Origin of the sequence: Aestuariivivens sp. NBU2969 (genome assembly GCF_019931125.1) — a bacterium.
GTDB lineage: Bacteria > Bacteroidota > Bacteroidia > Flavobacteriales > Flavobacteriaceae > Aestuariivivens > Aestuariivivens marinum.
The window spans coordinates 375,774-393,268 of the sequence record NZ_JAIOUU010000001.1; the positions used below are offsets into that span (position 1 = coordinate 375,774).

12 protein-coding genes are annotated in these 17,495 nt (G+C 34.6%); 5 read left to right on the forward strand and 7 right to left on the reverse strand.

What is annotated here, in order from left to right; genetic code table 11:
- Positions 1-171: 171 nt before the first annotated feature.
- On the forward strand, positions 172-696 hold the full coding sequence (locus K7G79_RS01615; protein WP_223548499.1) for a hypothetical protein: 525 nt from the start codon (positions 172-174) through the stop codon (positions 694-696).
- On the opposite strand, the gene K7G79_RS01620 is transcribed toward K7G79_RS01615, so the two are convergent.
- Together K7G79_RS01620 and K7G79_RS01625 are read right to left on the reverse strand one after the other, a co-directional pair.
- Positions 693-1,604 carry a patatin family protein gene (locus K7G79_RS01620; protein ID WP_223548501.1) on the reverse strand — a complete coding sequence of 304 codons (912 nt, stop codon included), beginning with the start codon at positions 1,602-1,604 and terminating at the stop codon, positions 693-695. The two genes, K7G79_RS01615 and K7G79_RS01620, sit on opposite strands and share 4 nt — an antisense overlap.
- Positions 1,605-3,659 (reverse strand): M1 family metallopeptidase, encoded by a 2,055-nt coding sequence (locus tag K7G79_RS01625; RefSeq protein WP_223548502.1) that lies wholly within the window; start codon positions 3,657-3,659, stop codon positions 1,605-1,607.
- A gap of 71 nt (positions 3,660-3,730) precedes the next feature.
- Here K7G79_RS01625 and recG point away from each other — a divergent pair, with 71 nt between their 5' ends.
- Complete coding sequence (recG, locus tag K7G79_RS01630) at positions 3,731-5,878, forward strand: ATP-dependent DNA helicase RecG (protein WP_223548504.1); 2,148 nt, start codon at positions 3,731-3,733, stop codon at positions 5,876-5,878.
- Between the two features lie 75 nt (positions 5,879-5,953).
- Here the strand turns inward: recG and K7G79_RS01635 are convergent, their stop codons facing one another.
- The 5 genes from K7G79_RS01635 to K7G79_RS01655 all read right to left on the reverse strand — a co-directional run bounded on the left by K7G79_RS01635 (position 5,954) and on the right by K7G79_RS01655 (position 14,785).
- Entirely contained in the window at positions 5,954-7,045 is a 1,092-nt protein-coding gene (locus K7G79_RS01635; protein WP_223548505.1) for a DUF2911 domain-containing protein, read from the reverse strand.
- A 231-nt stretch (positions 7,046-7,276) separates the two neighbouring features.
- The gene (locus tag K7G79_RS01640) at positions 7,277-8,137 is read right to left on the reverse strand and encodes an N-acetylglucosamine kinase (protein ID WP_223548507.1); all 861 of its coding nucleotides are present in this window, start codon (positions 8,135-8,137) and stop codon (positions 7,277-7,279) included.
- A gap of 85 nt (positions 8,138-8,222) precedes the next feature.
- Positions 8,223-9,224, reverse strand: a complete 1,002-nt coding sequence (gap, locus tag K7G79_RS01645) for a type I glyceraldehyde-3-phosphate dehydrogenase (RefSeq protein WP_223548508.1) — start codon at positions 9,222-9,224, stop codon at positions 8,223-8,225.
- Between the two features lie 17 nt (positions 9,225-9,241).
- Entirely contained in the window at positions 9,242-10,228 is a 987-nt protein-coding gene (pfkA, locus tag K7G79_RS01650; protein WP_223548509.1) for a 6-phosphofructokinase, read from the reverse strand.
- A 147-nt stretch (positions 10,229-10,375) separates the two neighbouring features.
- Entirely contained in the window at positions 10,376-14,785 is a 4,410-nt protein-coding gene (locus K7G79_RS01655) for a translocation/assembly module TamB domain-containing protein (protein WP_223548510.1), read from the reverse strand.
- Positions 14,786-15,025: 240 nt separating this feature from the next.
- On the opposite strand from K7G79_RS01655, the gene tsaD reads away from it, so the two are divergent.
- The 3 genes from tsaD (at position 15,026) to K7G79_RS01670 (ending at position 17,467) form a co-directional block, all read left to right on the forward strand.
- Positions 15,026-16,048: a tRNA (adenosine(37)-N6)-threonylcarbamoyltransferase complex transferase subunit TsaD gene (gene tsaD / locus K7G79_RS01660; RefSeq protein ID WP_223548512.1), complete on the forward strand. Its 1,023-nt coding sequence runs from the start codon at positions 15,026-15,028 to the stop codon at positions 16,046-16,048.
- 69 nt (positions 16,049-16,117) lie between these two features.
- A complete protein-coding gene (locus tag K7G79_RS01665; protein WP_223548514.1) occupies positions 16,118-16,822 on the forward strand; it encodes a 16S rRNA (uracil(1498)-N(3))-methyltransferase in 705 nt (234 codons plus the stop codon).
- Complete coding sequence (locus K7G79_RS01670) at positions 16,823-17,467, forward strand: DUF4159 domain-containing protein (protein WP_223548516.1); 645 nt, start codon at positions 16,823-16,825, stop codon at positions 17,465-17,467.
- Positions 17,468-17,495 lie beyond the last annotated feature (28 nt).

Sequence of the window (17,495 nt, forward strand, 5' to 3'; positions counted from 1 at the left end):
TTTTGTGTGCTATTTATTCTATCAAATATTAAATAAATGTGGATGTCCATAATCTTTACTTGAAATCAAGTCGAGCTTACACCTGATAGAAATCATCGGTACCCTTTCAGGTATGTAAAGCCTAAAAGATTGTGTATATTTGGGAGGTTAAATCACATCAAATTAAATCCTATGGATTATTCTCAGAGATTAATTGACTTATTTATGTATATGATTCCATCTCTTGTAGTTGGACTTTTGGCATATTACTTTTTTAAGGAACATACCAAAAATGAAGATGGACGAAGGCGGTTTTTACTAAAAAAGGATTTGGAAGTTTCTGCGCTTCCTTTGCGTCTTCAAGCTTATGAACGGATGGCTTTATATTTAGAACGTATTTCTCCAAACAAATTACTTATTAGAATTCCACCAATATCTTCAAATAGAGAAGAATATGAATCTTTACTTATACAAACCATTGAAAATGAATTGGAACATAATTTATCACAACAAATATACATTAGTGAAAAATGTTGGAACATTATTTCGGCTGCTAAAAACGCTACCATCCAACTCATTAGAAAAGCCAGTTTATTAAAGAAATCTGATACAGCCGAAAAACTGCGTGAGGTTATCTTAACTGAAATGATGGAACGTAGAGCGCCAAGCGATGCTGCTTTATCCTTTATCAAGGAAGAAGTTAGCGAGATATTTTAATCATTTCTCAATTCGTTGTACTTGGCTTGGGATAGCTTTTCCTTAGCATAATCAAAGCCCTGTTGCCACCAAGATGTCATTAGTTTTTTGTTGAATATCAAAGAGTTTTCCGTAAGCTTGGATGGGGTGTAATACAGGTTTAGTTGAACATCTTTTGTTTTTGCCGCTAATTTTCCAATAGTAATGTCATTACGCTCTATTTGATCGGATAAATGCCCGAAAAGATTAATTAACAGTGAAAACGGGTTTTTTCCTAGTATTTTGTTGTATTCCATAGATTCAGACTCTAACACAATAGCATCAACTTCGGTAGCGCCACGTAAAATAGCCTCACGTATGGGCACGACACAGCCCAAACCCCCATCGGCATATTCAAATCCGTTTTTCTTAACTAACGACATAAACGGAATGTAGTTACAGGATATCCATATCCAATCGCAAAATTCTTGATAACTATAATCCTTAATGGACTTATACTCTACTCTATTTTTAGACAAATTGGAGACCGTTACAACCACATCATCTTTTGCCTCCCTAATGAAATGATATTCTTCTTCAGTAAAATGTTTTTTAATATGACGTCTTAGAGCTCTGCTTTCTCCAAAAGTCCGCTTCATTTTAATAAATTGCCAAAGCGTATTTATAAAATCAATGGAAACAAACTCCCTTCTACCTTTTTTACGTAATACGAATGGGTTGACGCTAAAAATATCATGCTGTTGGACGTTAGTATAAATCTGGTAAAGCTTTTCAATTTTACCCGCTGCCAAATGGGGCACCAATAAGCTTCCTGTAGATGTGCCTAAGAAAATATCATAGTCATAACCCATCTCTTGAATAAGATACTGTGCTACTCCCCCAGCATACGCTCCTTTACTACCACCTCCTGATATTACTAGTGCTTTCATTTAATCTATCTCCTTTAATAATTGTTTGGCAAACTTTGAAAACTGCCACACATGATACTTTGCTGCTTGTTCTAAGTTTTCTTTACAAACCGCATCACAGGCCTTAATGGAACTAAGATATTGAAAAGCGTTTTGTCTGACTTCAAAATGATATTTTGCATCGGTATACCCTCTTAATTCCTCAAAGTACATTTGCTTATTTTCGGGTTCAAAATCTGGTGTTACTAAAGTCAAGGTAAGCCATAGTACTCTTATGTTTTTATTGTTAAACCCAATAATGTCTTCGGTTTGAATAAGATATTTGGTTCTGTCTTCCGGAAAATTACGCCATAAATTGTACAGAGCCGCTTCTATTGTAATATAGGACTTGTCGTTTAAAAGCGATTCATAATCTATTTTTAAATCCAATGGAATTTCGACTAATGTTTGCGCTATAGCCTGACGCACCTTTAAATCATTTGTATTTAAGATAGACTTTGCTAAAATAGTTTTGTTAATTGTTGAATCATTCCATAATTCTTGAAAAACTTTAATTCTTGAAAAGTCATTGATTCCTTTTGAAATTGATTCCCAGTTTGAATTTGCTTTCAAAGATTCATAATGGGTTTTGCACGCCGACGAAATACTATTGATCTTTTGCATTGTTAATATCCCTAAAGTACGCTTCATTAATATAAGGCGAAAAGATTCCGTATCAACTAAAGTTTCTTGAGCAAATTTGTCTAAATTCTCTCCACTAGTCTTTTCAACTTCAGAAATAAAATCATTGGTTTCTACGTTTTTAAACTGATGCTTTTGCAAATAATTTTTTACTGCTTTTCTAAAGGCCTCGTCGCCCACTTTTTCACGTAACAAATGTAATACCCAAGCGCCTTTTTTATAAAATGTGGTGCTACTAGATTTTGGATCTAACAAGGAGGTGCTTTGTCCTGCCTTGTCCTGCTCCAGTAATTCTTGGGCATATTCGTATAAACGCCAGTAATAATAATCTTCTCCAAAGATATCACGTTCTGCTAGTAAGGCATAATAGGTCGCAAAACCTTCTTGCAACCAATGGTGTGTTCCTGAGGTTTCAGTAATCAAATCACCAAACCATTGATGCGCCAATTCATGGGCGTTTACATTGACATAGTTTTTATCCACAAACGCAATGGAGTCGATTACAAAGCTGTCGGAGAAAATAGTAGTACCTGTGTTTTCCATCCCTGCATATAAAAAATCCTTCACCGGTACTTGCTTGTAGTTTTGCCAGGGGTACAGCACGCCGATCTCTTCCTCTAAAAAATCAAACATACGCTTGGTGTAGCGGTAAGTTGGTTCAACTTTATTTGAGTCCTCAGGGTAAAAATACATTTCAAGTGGAATACCACTTTTAGAATACGCTACCTTTTTATCGTATTTACCAATGACCAAAGCGACTAGGTAACTAGACATAGGCTTAAGCATATCGTAATGCCATGTAATTGTTGATTCGTTGATTTGTTTATTTGTTAGTTTGCCGTTTGCTATGACTTCGTAATCAGAATCGAATGTAATTGACAAATCAAACTCAATTTTATCATTCATGTCATCTATACTGGGCAACCAATTACTGGTGTATTTTCCCTGACCTTGGGTCCATATTTGTCTATTTTGGTTGCTGAGGTTCTCGAAGCGACCTTCATGTTCCCAATCGATAAAATATAGGGCTTTTTTTGGATTGTTTTTAAAAAAGAAGAAATTCAATTTATAGGCTTGCCCCTTTTTAAATTCATGCATTAACCAGACCTTTTTACCATCATAATCGTTCACTACTTCTCCTCGCCCTATAAAGTCTGATTTATTATTTTTAGAAAGCATTCTTACTCGCATTATGCGCATATCAACTGCGTCCAAATAAATTGAGTCTATGTCATTTAAAATATTAAATACATAAGAAACCTCCCCGTAAACCTTGTTTTGGGAGACATCAAAACCAATATCTGCTTTAGCTGTTTTAAAATCAACGTATTCGGTTTGTTGGGCAAAACAAACCACAGTAAAAAAGTAACAAAACCATTGGAGCAATAACTTCATACCTCGAATATAACAAACTTTAGTTCAAAATGCTACTTGTTAATAGGTTCAAAAGAATTATTTTAGTATTTATGAATACTATTAATCTTCAAACTCCTATAGATTATTTAAAAGGCGTAGGCCCCAATCGGGGTGATTTGTTACGAAAGGAGCTGGGTATTCACACGTATCAAGATTTAATCAACTTGTTTCCCAATCGCTATTTAGACCGTACCCAGTATTACAATATCAATCAGCTGCAACACAATACGTCAGAACTTCAAGTAATTGGAAAAATCATTGGATTTAAGGAAGTTGCCCAAACAAGAGGCAAACGATTAGTGGCAATGTTTCAGGACGATACAGGTATTATGGAATTGGTATGGTTTAGAGGTCACAAATGGATTCGAGAGAGTCTAAAAACCAATAAATTGTATGTAGCATTTGGAAAGATCAACTGGTTTAATGGTCGGTTTAATATGGCGCACCCTGAGTTGGAACCATTGGAAGAGCATGAAAAAAAGTTGCGTTCTGCTATGCAGCCCATTTACCCTTCAACTGAAAAATTAACCAACAAAGGGATAACCAATAAGGTAACCAATAAAATCATGCAGGAGCTTTTTTTAGAAACCAAAGGGCGTTTTGTTGAAACCTTGCCTGATATCATATTGCATGAATTAAAACTTATAAGTAAGAGTGAGGCTTTATTCAATATACACTTTCCAAAAAGTCAGGAGCTTTTGGCAAAAGCACAACACCGATTAAAGTTTGAAGAATTTTTTTATATACAGCTGCAATTGATTTTAAAAAATTTAATGCATAAATCTAAAATTAAAGGCCTGCCTTTTGATCAAGTAGGCGATTATTTTAATCGGTTTTATGCTGAGCATTTAACTTTCGAGCTGACCAATGCACAAAAACGTGTATTGAAGGAAATTCGTTCCGATTTAGGTAGCCATGCACATATGAACCGCTTATTACAAGGGGATGTAGGTTCTGGAAAGACTATGGTGGCGTTTATGTCAATGTTAATTGCACTTGATAATGGTTATCAATCCTGTTTAATGGCGCCAACTGAAATTTTGTCAGTTCAACACTATAACAGTTTACTGGAATACTGTAAGTTATTGAACATCAATATTAAAATATTAACTGGTTCAACAAACACTTCAGAACGAAAGGTGATTTTTGAATCATTGGAAAATGGTTATTTAAACCTATTGGTCGGTACCCATGCATTGCTTGAAGACAAGGTGAAATTTAAAAATTTGGGGCTTGCCGTGATAGACGAACAACACCGTTTTGGTGTTGCCCAAAGGAGCAAACTTTGGAAGAAAGGACCTAAAAGCCATCCTCAATCCACTGGAGAGACCGGAGGGGCTGCCATACCTCCCCATGTTTTAGTAATGTCGGCTACCCCTATACCACGTACTTTAGCCATGTCTGTTTACGGCGATTTGGACATCTCGATAATTGATGAGTTACCCCCAGGACGAAAACCTGTTAAAACAGTACATCGCTATGATAAAAACCGACTTAATGTATTCCGTTTTATAAAAGACGAAATAGCTAAAGGTCGACAAGTGTATATTGTATATCCATTAATCCAGGAAAGTGAAGCTTTGGATTATAAAGATCTAATGGATGGTTACGAAAGTATTGTAAGGGACTTTCCCTTGCCAGATTATCAAATATCCATTGTTCACGGTAAAATGAAAGCTTCCGATAAGGATTATGAAATGCAGCGGTTCATAAAAGGCGAAACTCAAATTATGATATCAACAACTGTGATTGAAGTTGGCGTTAATGTGCCCAATGCTTCGGTAATGATTATTGAAAGTGCCGAACGTTTTGGTCTGTCCCAATTGCATCAATTGCGAGGCCGTGTTGGGCGTGGTGCTGAGCAAAGCTATTGTATCCTAATGACTGGCCATAAGTTGAGTAATGATAGTAAAGTGCGTTTGGAAACCATGGTGAAAACCAATGACGGCTTTGAAATTGCAGAAGTGGACCTAAAGCTACGTGGCCCTGGTGACCTTATGGGAACCCAGCAGAGTGGGGTTTTAAACCTAAGGATAGCCGACATTGTTAAAGACAAAGACATTTTGAATGCCGCACGTTACTACGCCAAAAAAATTCTTCATGCAGATCCTTCCCTGGTCAGCCCTGAAAATAAGGTCATATTAAATACCTACAAATCGATCGGCAAGTACAAAAATATCTGGAACTATATCAGCTAAGCTAAAAAACAGACCTGCAAGGTTTAAAAATCTTGCAGGTCAAAATAAAACTGCTGTAATTTGATTGATGACAGTTTATATGGCGTCTAACTCGGCCAGTAGTTTTTCTGAATTTGCTTTTACGTTTGCTGGCGGATTAAGTGCCAAAGCCTTCTTTAAGTTTTTAATAGCATTCTTTTTATCACCCATGGTTTTATAGCACTCACCTAAGCTATCATAAGAATTAGCATCTGTAGGGTTGTTGGCGACATTTTGCTTAAAATATTTTAACGCCCGGTCGTAATCTTTGGTATTTAACATTTGATAACCCAAAGCATTTAACTGGTTTTTATTGGCCGTTCCCGCAGCTTCATCCATTAATGTCGCATACTGCTCTGTTTTCCCCATTTTATTAAGGATTTGTCCTTTAATGGCGAGGTTATTAAATGTTTTCTGACTAAAAAAGTTGCCTGAAATAGCATTATCTATCCAGCCTAAAGCCTCATTTAAATCACCATTATTATTTAAGGCATAATTAGCCGCACGTTCCCAGTTTTGCCTTTGGAAGCCATCTTGTCCGTTGAACCTGGCTCGAACATCATTTAAGACTACAGTTGGCACATCAACCTCAATTTTAAAAGGAAATGCCTTTTCTTCCCACTTCAAAACAGCTGTTGCCGCATGAGGCTCAACGATGTCGAAATTATAGGTTAAAAGTTCAGTATGGGATACAGATTCTGTTTTAATGTCCACCCGTAGGGCATCTTCTTTAGGGTTGTAAAAATAACTGCCCCAAGAGGTATGATTGTTGGAAAAAATAAGCGTGGCCGTATCATCTTGTTTCACTATAATGTGAAATCCGTATTTACCAGCTTTTAAAGCCTGTCCTTCAATAGTTACATCATCTGAAAATTTAATAACCGTGTTCTCGTCTGCGCCTGCTCTCCATGGCGATTCCTTAGCAGTACCAAACCCAAGGTTGTTCATGCCATAGGGCACCAATTGCCCCCATATTTGGCGACCTTTTACACTTGGTCTGGAATAAGAAATTGTGACATCGGTAATACCTATGCGTTGTGAAACTTTGGCTTGCTGACTGCTTCTAGGAAAGTTTAATTGGGCAAATACATTGAAATTTAAAGTAAGTACTATACATAAAAATAGCTTGGTTATTTTGTTAGTCTTCATGATTGTTTGCTGTTTGATTTATCTAAAAGTAGATAGAAATGCTCCTTGCAGATGTTATTGTTTTGTTAAAGAAGAAGGAGCTTTTGTTAATTAACTTTCTTTTAAGAAAAAAGCCGACACCCTATGAAAACCCATAAAATGATGTGAATAGAACAAGAAATGAAGTGAATGAACATAAAAAAAGGCTAAACGTCTTGTTAAGCCTAATTTGATTATAAAAGAACAAAGTTCTTACATGTCTTTGGTGTGAAAAGGAATTAGACCATCTATTGGCCTTCTCACGAAATTTCCAACCTTAAATCCCATTTCTTCAGCAACTTCTTTTATTTCTTTTTGAGCAAAAAAGGCTATTGATCCCGCAAAGTGGACAGGAACGGTTTTTAAATGTTCTTTATACTGAAAAATCATATTTTTTGCAAATAGCCTAACCCCTTCTTTTATTAAATTGATGGTGTAGTCTGAATCTTTATGCAAAAACATAAACTCAGCAAAATTAGCCAAATAAGCATTGGGGTTGGGTTGTTTGTATAAATTGTACTTTATATAATCTGCATCCATATTGTACTTACTTCCAAAGGCTAACTTAACATTTTCAGGCATATTATTAAAGTAGTAATCCCTTATTAACTGTTTTCCGTAGTAATTTCCAGAAGCATCATCCATAAGTGTATATCCAAGGGACAATACATCTTGATGGAGTTTTTCTCCGTCATAAAAACTACAATTTGATCCGGTACCCAAAATGCAAACCACAGCTGCTTCGGTCGGGTTATTTATACAGGCATAAACAGCTGCCATGGTGTCTTCATTTACCTCTACTTGTGCGTTTTTAAAGAAGTCTTGTAAAACCTCCTTTAATTGTTGGGTGGGTTTTTCAGTGCCACACCCAGCTCCATAAAAAAACACATGGGTGACTTTATCCCGGTTACTCTTTAAATCATCATTACTTTTAATTATTTTTTTAAGTTTCTTTTCTGGTAAAATAGCAGGATTTAGACCCTTAGTACGAATTTTTTCAAGTAATTTGTTACCTTCTCTATCTACTGCAATCCAATCGGACTTAGTAGAACCACTGTCGACAATTAAAATCATAAGTTTAGAGTTAAAAAAAACTCCACAGGATACTGTGTACTATACACAATAACTCTGTGGAGTTATCATTATATTATTTTACAAACTAAATTGAGGCAATGTGTTTAGCTAAATCAACTAATTTTGTTGAGTACCCAAACTCATTATCGTACCACGACACTAATTTAAAGAAATTATCATTCAATGCAATACTAGCTCCAGCATCAAATACACTTGTTAATGGTTCTGAAACAAAATCTTGAGATACAACAGCTTCTTCAGTATAACCTAAAACACCATTTAACTCATTTTCAGATGCATTTTTTAATGCAGTTTTAACATCATCCCAAGTCGCCGCTTTTTCAGTTCTTACAGTTAAATCCACAACTGATACATCCGGTGTAGGTACTCTAAATGCCATACCTGTAAGTTTCCCATTAAGTTCAGGAATTACTTTTCCAACGGCTTTCGCTGCTCCTGTAGATGAAGGAATAATGTTAGCCAAGGCACTTCTACCACCTCTCCAGTCTTTTCTAGAAGGGCCATCAACAGTCATTTGTGTTGCAGTTGTAGCGTGCACTGTTGTCATTAACCCTTCAACAATTCCAAAATTGTCGTTGATTACTTTAGCTAATGGTGCTAAACAATTGGTAGTACAAGATGCGTTAGAAACGATAGTGTGTTCTGCAGTAATTTTATCATGGTTAACCCCCATAACAAACATTGGTGCGTCTGCAGAAGGCGCTGATATAGCTACTTTTTTAGCTCCAGCGTTTATGTGAGCCTGAGCCTTATCAAGCGTGGTGAAAATACCTGTACAATCTAAAACAACCTCCGCACCAACGGCATCCCATTTTAAATCTTCAGGATTACGTTCTGCTGTAATTCTTATTTCATTTCCGTTAACAACCAAGTTCCCGTTATTTATATCTACAGTGCCATTAAATCTGCCATGAACAGAATCATATTTTAGTAAATAAGCTAAATGTTCTACGTCCAACAAATCGTTAATTCCTACCACTTCAATATCTGGTCTAGAAGCTGCAACTCGAAATGCAATCCTACCAATTCTACCAAACCCGTTAATTCCAATTTTTAATTTTGACATGTTATTAAGTATTAATTTTAAATGCTCATAATATCTGAGACACGTAATAATTCTAAATTTATTTTTGTTTTTCCTTTTATGGCTTTATCCAAAGGCGTTAATTCCATTTTATTTGCTATAAGACCTACCATATAGTTGGTTTTACCTTCTAATAAGGTCTCTACAGCCTTAACACCCATTCTGCTTGCTAATACACGATCAAAACAAGAAGGTGAGCCACCACGTTGCATGTGGCCCAATACAGAAACACGCACATCATAGCCTTCCATATTTTCATCAACATATTCTTTAAGCTCAAAAATATTTTTTCCTATTTTATCCCCTTCAGCAACAATTACAATGCTTGATGTTTTGCCAGAAGTCCTGCTTCTGTTTAAGGAATCTACTAATCTATCTAACCCTAAATCTTCTTCAGGTATCAATATTTCTTCAGCCCCACCAGCAATACCTGTATTTAGCGCAATATGACCAACATCACGCCCCATTACCTCAATAAAGAATAAACGATTATGTGAACTTGCCGTATCACGTATTTTATCAATGGCATCCACTACCGTGTTAAGTGCAGTATCGAAGCCTAAGGTATGTGACGTACCGAAAATATCATTGTCAATGGTTCCGGGAATACCCATGACTGGAAACCCAAACTCATTATTAAAAATTAGGGCTCCAGTAAACGATCCGTCACCACCAATAACCACCAAGCCATCAATATTATTATCAACTAATTTTTGATAGGCCTTTTGACGTCCTTCTTTCGTCCTAAACTCTTCTGATCTAGCAGACTTTAAAATGGTGCCTCCCTTGTTTATGATTCCCCTTACGCTTCTGGCGTCCATTTGCTTGAAGTCTCCTTCAATTAACCCTTCATAGCCTCTATATACTCCAACACATTCCACATCATGATAAGCACAAGTTCTAACCACCGAACGTATAGCAGCATTCATTCCGGGAGAATCTCCTCCTGAAGTTAGAACAGCTAATTTGTTTATTTTATTTGGCATTAAACCTAATCTTAAATTTTGGAACGTAAAATTAATAAACAAATATTACATTTATATAGCATTTATAGTATTTTAATGCTAATTAGAACTATAACGTTTTAGTTAAATATCTACAAATGACATAGCTAACTTAAGGGAGCAGCCAAACTATTTTTCTGCTTTTTCAGAAGATTTTACCTTTACAAATCCAGGAAGTTGGGAATTATATTGAGTAGCGGAAGTTTTGTCTGAAACCTCAATTTCTTCATCCTTCACTTTCGTTTTAAACAGGTTTTGAAGCAACTCTTTAAAGGTGTTAAAATCTACATTATATGAAATACCTAAACCTTGTGTATATCCAATGGCTTCTCCAAAATTTTGAATACTATTCTCCCTATTAAAAACTTTTGCTGTAAGTGTTCCTTCTTCATTGAGTAAAAAATCTATTTCCACATCTCCAGCAACAACAGTTTCAGTAGCGCTTGCGCCACCTATGGGAACCCCTACTTTTCCATTTATTAAAACACGATCGCTTATTTGTGTTTGCAAAGTAACACCAACCCTATCATTAGTTTGGTAGTCTGGTCTATTTTGACCTGCTTCGTAATTTATGCCAAGATTAAACTTACCATCACCACTAGAAAATATACCATTTATAATACCATTAAGCCGTTCTGCGATGGTACCTGAGAAGTCAAGTTCATTTAACCCTCTTGAAAATGAACCAGTAGACAGTAAATATAACGCTTGGTTTTGTCTGTCATCTTTAGATTCTAATCGGTATTGTAATTCCGATTTTACTGTAGAATTAACATTAGGGAAATTAAAGGTAAAATCCGGGTTAGGCTGCATTAAATTGTCCTGTAAATGAATTTTTAATTCAACAGGAATGCTTCTATTTATAGGATTGTCTAATAAAGGTGATGGGTTGGCTTGAGTTCTGTATATGGCTTCAATATTAATATCGGCTTCGAGAGGCTCTCCCTCCCAAGCAATTGTTCCACCTGGTTGTACAATGAATTGTTTTTGTACCAATCCTCCATACGCAAAATTATAAACTCCTTTAAACACAGATATATCTCCCCACATCTTAAATTTTCCATTGGTATTAATTTCTACTAATAAAGCACCTGCCCCACTTCCTTTTAGGGAATGCCCTGTATTTTTATCTATAATGATTTCCACCTCTGCATCTTCGGTGATGTCCAGATCAAAATCAAGTTCCAGCCCTTTAATATCGTTAAAAACTATTTCTCCCCCATTTTTTCTAGCTTCCTTTTCTTCTTTGGTAACAAATCTTATATAAGTGTTATCACCAAAAGATTCGGTGTCACGAATAGGGATTTTAAAAACGGTACCTGCTTTAGTTTCCCCAATAACGTTTATATTTAATAGGTTAGCTGGCCCATATATACTTGCAGAACCTCCAATAAATCCAGTACCATAATATAAGGCATCTTCTGATTCTTTAGTATCAAGAACCAACAATCGTGGTGTTAAAATTTGTAAATTCAAGCGCCAATCAGAAAGATTTTCATGACTCAATGAACCATTTAAATCGCCTTTCGAATTATATTTGGTATCGGTAAGTTTTAAGTCTTTGAAGGTAAAGCTTTGATCCTTAAGTCCAACTTTCGTGTTATCATTAAAATCGTAATCTACATTAAGGTAAGGAATACCCAAGCCGCCATCATCAAGTGTTAATGCTCCGTTTATATCTGGCTTTTTTAAGTCGCCCTTTATATTTGCAGTTCCAGATACAAGCCCTCTAATATTGGACAAAACATCTTGCAGCAACGGATTAAGAGGCGCCAAGTTAAACTTATTAAATTCAAGATTTAGATTAATATCAGATTGTTTGCCATCTACATCGATATCTCCTTTAGCACTAAAGGATTTTATTACATCATCTTTTATTGTAATATCTACATTGTAATTAGTCAACGATTCTTTTCCATCAATATAGGCATCGAAAGAGCCTAATAGAAAATCGTTAACCTTTAAATTATCTATAACTATATTAGAATTGGGAAAATAACTCCCCTTTTTTTGTACTATATCCAACTTCCCATTAACATTACCTGCTAAAGATAAACTGTCTATATCTGGTGTTATTTTAGCTAAGTCAACATTCTTGAAATTGAGCTTAATATCTTTTTGTGTTGAATCTTTTATAAAACCAGACAACTTAATTTCTTCGGTATTATGATTGATTTTGAACTGATCGATATTAAAACTTGTTAAAGCTTTATTGAAAGAAATTTTATTGTATCTATCCTTGTCTTCATTAATATACCATTTATTATCTTTTATGGTTACATCAGACTTTTTAAACCCTATTACCGATTCGTTTTTTTCGTTTATGGTATGGTAGAAACTTAAGTTGTAAACATCATTGTTTCGCTTACCGCCTTTGAACTCAGATCGCATAAAAAGAGTATCGTTAACCGTTGCATTAATCAAACTAAAATCTGATATACTATAATATTTTGTACTTAAGCTATCTAATTCAATATAGGTATTGAACAAAGGATTTTCATTATCTACTTGAAGCTCAATATTGCGCACCAAGTTTTCTGCCAATTTAATTTCAGGCGATTTAAACAATAGCCTAAATTCCTTTGCGTCACTCTCCACTGTTCCTTTTATAAAAGTGTTTTTACCTACTTGAATGTCTGGTAAGAAAACCTCAAGAATTTTGTTATAAATGGTGAAGTTAAAATCGATATGCTGATTACCTGCAACATTATTGGGGATATAATTTGTATATATATTTCCCAAAGAATTTTCAAAGAGTTTTTTCAAGTCATTAAACCTAAACTTACCAACCATACCCCCACTAATAATATCGGGTGAATTAATACTTATATACCTTACCCCATCCACAAACCTTGAATTAGTTTCAAACCTATTAAAGTAATAAGTGTTGTGTTCGTTTTTATATGTAGTATTATTAAATACTATATTGCCGTAAGCATCATCAAAACTACTTCCATTTACATTCATTTTAACCGAACTTTCAAATAAGGAAATACTGTCGTTTCTAACAAAGTTTAATGCTCGCAAATTGGCATAGTCTACTTTGGCCTGAAAATCATATTTGCGAACATCCTCTGAAAAGTCTACTATTCCATTAAAATTGAAAATTAAGTTCCTGTCATTTGTAACAAGATTACCATCAAAAATTTTATTTCTAATAGTACCGGCTACTTTGGTATTCGAATAATTATAGCCGTTGTAGGTTACACTAAAAATATCACCTTTTACTTCGGTATTAATTGTCTCAGTTAAAAAGCCTTTACCATTAACATCAAAATTAAGCGACACCTTACCTATTTTGGAAGCCTCTATAAATGCCCCGGCATCAAATTCTTCTAAAATGAATTTTCCCTTATATGATGCGTTGTCAATACTGTTTATTTTAGAGATATCTAGATTTGTATTAATTGTCCCTAAATCTGTTTCTATTGTAATATCTGCCTTAACATTTGAAGCCGTAACTTCTGAAGTTCCTACTATGGTAAAATATCCCAATCGCTCAAACGAAGACGGTATGGAAGCACCCAAAACATTGGGCAACATACTTTTTAACTCATCATATGTTGATGATAAATTACTGAAACGCCCTCCCATATAGAAATTGTTAGGTGTTTTATTGAACAAATTTTTAAAATTGATATCCCCATACACTCGTGTACGTCTATTGGAGATAAGTCTCAAGTTTTTTGCATATAAATTATTTAGAGTCCCCGATAGTTCAACATCAAATCTGGTATGTTGATCTGAACCAAATTCATTATAAAAGATATTGAGTTCATCTAATAATACATTAGAATCACTAAATGATGCATCAATAATTACCTTATCTGTAAAAAACTGTAAGTCCTCACGATTGTAAAAAAACTTTAAACCACCTTTTAAAATAGAGCTTTCTGTTTTTATTTCCAGACCATCAAAGGTCATATCAGTAAGGGTATACTTAAAATTAGTCATCATGTTTTTTACAGTAATACCCCTGCTATCTTTTAGCTTTAATGTATTTATTCTTGCGCTAACATCGCTACCACTTATTAAAAAATTTGTAGCATTAATATTTAGATGACTAAAATCCAATGTTTTTTCATTGACTTTATTTTCATCTGATAATTTAAAAATACCATCATAAATTGAAACATCACTAGAAGACAACAAAAAGCTCCCCTTTTCCTTTCGAGGATTATCACTTTCTAATTTTTTAACAAAAACATCTAGATTGGTATCTTGTGAATCCTTGTACTTTTTGATGTTGAATATTAGTCCTTCAATATCAATGTCTCCAAAAATCAAATTACCTTTATATAGATTGGACAAACTTAAAATAGAGGTATTCAATTCTGTAATGCTAATTAAAGTATCTTGTTTGTAGTCTTCAATGTAAATTTCTTTTAGCTCTATATCTCCATTAAATTGTAAACTTACACGTTCAACATTAATATTAGTTTTGAATTCCTTATTTAATTTTTTGGTAACATAATTACCAAGATCTGTTTGAACAGAAGGGATAGATAAAACCAACACCAAAATGATGAAGAACAGCATTATAACTATCGCTATTTTTGATACTATTTTGAGTACTTTCTTAATATTTTACAAAGATAAAAGATTAGTTATTAAAACAGGGACATCAAATAAAACAAAGGATGTGAAGTGCTACTTCTATATATCCTCACTAAATCTATCTATTAAAAAAATAAAAAGACTAGTTTTGTGTTGGTTTAAAAAAATGTACTTGCTTTATTTGTTTTCAAAATTAACAATTATTGTGCCTAAAATTTAGTAATGGCTGAACAAAATATTTATATTCTCGGAATTGAGTCATCTTGCGACGACACTGCTGCTTCCGTTATTCATAACGGAAAAATTTTAAGTAATGTTATTGCAAATCAAAAAATACATGAAGCCTATGGTGGCGTTGTTCCTGAATTGGCCTCCAGGGCACATCAGCAAAACATAGTTCCAGTTGTAGATCAGGCTTTAAAGCAAGCCAATGTTTCTAAAAAACAACTTAATGCCATAGCCTTTACCCGAGGTCCTGGCCTAATGGGATCGTTATTGGTGGGCACCTCTTTTGCTAAATCTTTGGCCTTTGGTTTAAATGTACCGCTAATTCATGTTAACCACATGCAGGCTCATATTTTGGCGCATTATATAGATGAAGAAGGCTACAATAAACCGCCATTTCCCTTTTTGGCTATGACAATCTCAGGGGGTCATACGCAAATTGTTCGCGTTGATAATTACTTTAATATGACCGTTATTGGTGAAACCATTGATGATGCTGTTGGCGAGGCATTTGACAAGAGCGGAAAGATCCTTGGCCTAGGTTATCCTGCAGGCCCCGAAATTGACAAACGGGCAAAGTTGGGTAACCCCAAAGCATTTAAATTTACCAAACCAAAATTAGAGGGATTGAATTTTAGCTTTTCTGGCTTAAAGACCGCCATTCTCTATTTTATTCAAAAAGAAACAAAGAACAGTCCTAGTTTTATTGAAGAAAATATTAACGATATATGTGCTTCTATTCAATACACTATTATTGGAATTTTGATTGACAAATTAAAATTAGCAGTAAAGCAAACAGGTATTAAGCATATTGCTATTGGTGGGGGTGTATCGGCAAATTCTGGCATAAGACAGGCTTTAAAGGATGGCGAACAAAAATTTGGATGGACCACCTATATTCCCAAATTTGAATTTACCACAGACAACGCCGCGATGATAGCCATTGTAGGCTATCTGAAATATTTGGATGGGCACTTTACAAAACAAAATGTAACGGCATCTGCTAGATTAAAGATTTAATTGTTAAACCTGCTAGCTAATAAGTTAGATTAAAGAATTATTTTTAAATGATAAAAGTAATTGACCGTTATGCAACTATTCTATAATCCAAACATAAATGAGCAAACTATTGAGTTTACTTTTGACAAGGAAGAAAGTCGGCATATTTCGAAGGTCTTACGAAAACATGTTGGTAACACATTGAATATAACCAATGGTTATGGATGGCTATTTACTGCTGAAATTTTGATTGCCGATATAAAGAAATGTGTTGCTAAAATTATTAGTAAAACATTACAAGAAAAACGTCCATACACTTTACATCTGGCGGTAGCACCCACAAAAATGAATGATCGTTATGAATGGTTTCTGGAAAAAGCGACCGAAATTGGCATCAATACCATAACTCCGATAATCTGTGACCATAGTGAACGTAAAGTGGTTAAAAAAGAACGTTTTGAAAAGATACTGCAATCTGCAATGAAACAATCGTTAAACTGTTATCTGCCCAAACTTAATGAGGCCATTGCATTTAAGGATTTCGTAGCACAAAATTTTGAAGGTGACTTATTTATTGCTCATTGTGAGGAAACCGAACGCAAAAGTCTAAAACAACAATTAAGTATCAACACTCATACCACCATTTTAATTGGACCAGAAGGTGATTTTAGTGTTAAGGAAATTGAAATGGCTCTAAAAAATAATTTTATTCCTGTAACTTTGGGTACAACCAGATTACGAACTGAAACAGCTGCAATAGTTGCTTGTCATTCGGCTGCTTTTATAAATCAATAAATGAAGAAAACGATTTTATTTCTATTATTTAACGTTGTACTTCTAACTTTAGGGGCTCAAGAAATTGCGGTTTTAAAATACAAAGGTGGTGGTGATTGGTATAGCAACCCTACAGCATTACCCAATTTAATCAAGTTTTGTAATAAGCATATCAATACCAAAATAGACGAAAAGCCTCGAACAGTTGAAGTTGGTAATAGCGATATTTTTCAATATCCCCTTGTATATATGACGGGACATGGCAATGTATTTTTTAGTGATGACGATGCTGAAAATTTGTACAATTATTTAGTTTCTGGTGGTTTTTTACATATTGACGACAATTATGGCATGAAACCATTTATAACTAAGGAACTTAAAAAAGTATTTCCAAATGAAACGCTGGTAGAGCTTCCAGCTAACCATCCTATTTTTAGTGCTGCTTTTGAGTTTAAAAACGGATTGCCTAAAATCCATGAGCATGATGGTAAACGCCCGCAAGCTTTTGGTGTTTTTTATGAAGGCAGATTAATATTGTTGTTTACCTACGAAAGTGATTTAGGTGATGGTTGGGAAGATCCTGAAGTACATAATGACCCAAAGGATGTACGAGAAAAAGCCCTTAAAATGGGAGCCAACATTGTGAAATATGCCTTTGAAAATTAGCTAAGTACAAATTTATGATTAAAAATGT

What these genes read in the sequence shown, in the direction of transcription:
- K7G79_RS01615 (WP_223548499.1), top strand. Translation starts at nt 172, where the DNA reads ATGGATTATTCTCAGAGATTAATTGACTTATTTATGTATATGATTCCA.
- K7G79_RS01620 (WP_223548501.1), bottom strand. Translation starts at nt 1,604, where the DNA reads ATGAAAGCACTAGTAATATCAGGAGGTGGTAGTAAAGGAGCGTATGCT.
- K7G79_RS01625 (WP_223548502.1), bottom strand. Translation starts at nt 3,659, where the DNA reads ATGAAGTTATTGCTCCAATGGTTTTGTTACTTTTTTACTGTGGTTTGT.
- recG (WP_223548504.1), top strand. Translation starts at nt 3,731, where the DNA reads ATGAATACTATTAATCTTCAAACTCCTATAGATTATTTAAAAGGCGTA.
- K7G79_RS01635 (WP_223548505.1), bottom strand. Translation starts at nt 7,045, where the DNA reads ATGAAGACTAACAAAATAACCAAGCTATTTTTATGTATAGTACTTACT.
- K7G79_RS01640 (WP_223548507.1), bottom strand. Translation starts at nt 8,137, where the DNA reads ATGATTTTAATTGTCGACAGTGGTTCTACTAAGTCCGATTGGATTGCA.
- gap (WP_223548508.1), bottom strand. Translation starts at nt 9,224, where the DNA reads ATGTCAAAATTAAAAATTGGAATTAACGGGTTTGGTAGAATTGGTAGG.
- pfkA (WP_223548509.1), bottom strand. Translation starts at nt 10,228, where the DNA reads ATGCCAAATAAAATAAACAAATTAGCTGTTCTAACTTCAGGAGGAGAT.
- K7G79_RS01655 (WP_223548510.1), bottom strand. Translation starts at nt 14,785, where the DNA reads ATGCTGTTCTTCATCATTTTGGTGTTGGTTTTATCTATCCCTTCTGTT.
- tsaD (WP_223548512.1), top strand. Translation starts at nt 15,026, where the DNA reads ATGGCTGAACAAAATATTTATATTCTCGGAATTGAGTCATCTTGCGAC.
- K7G79_RS01665 (WP_223548514.1), top strand. Translation starts at nt 16,118, where the DNA reads ATGCAACTATTCTATAATCCAAACATAAATGAGCAAACTATTGAGTTT.
- K7G79_RS01670 (WP_223548516.1), top strand. Translation starts at nt 16,823, where the DNA reads ATGAAGAAAACGATTTTATTTCTATTATTTAACGTTGTACTTCTAACT.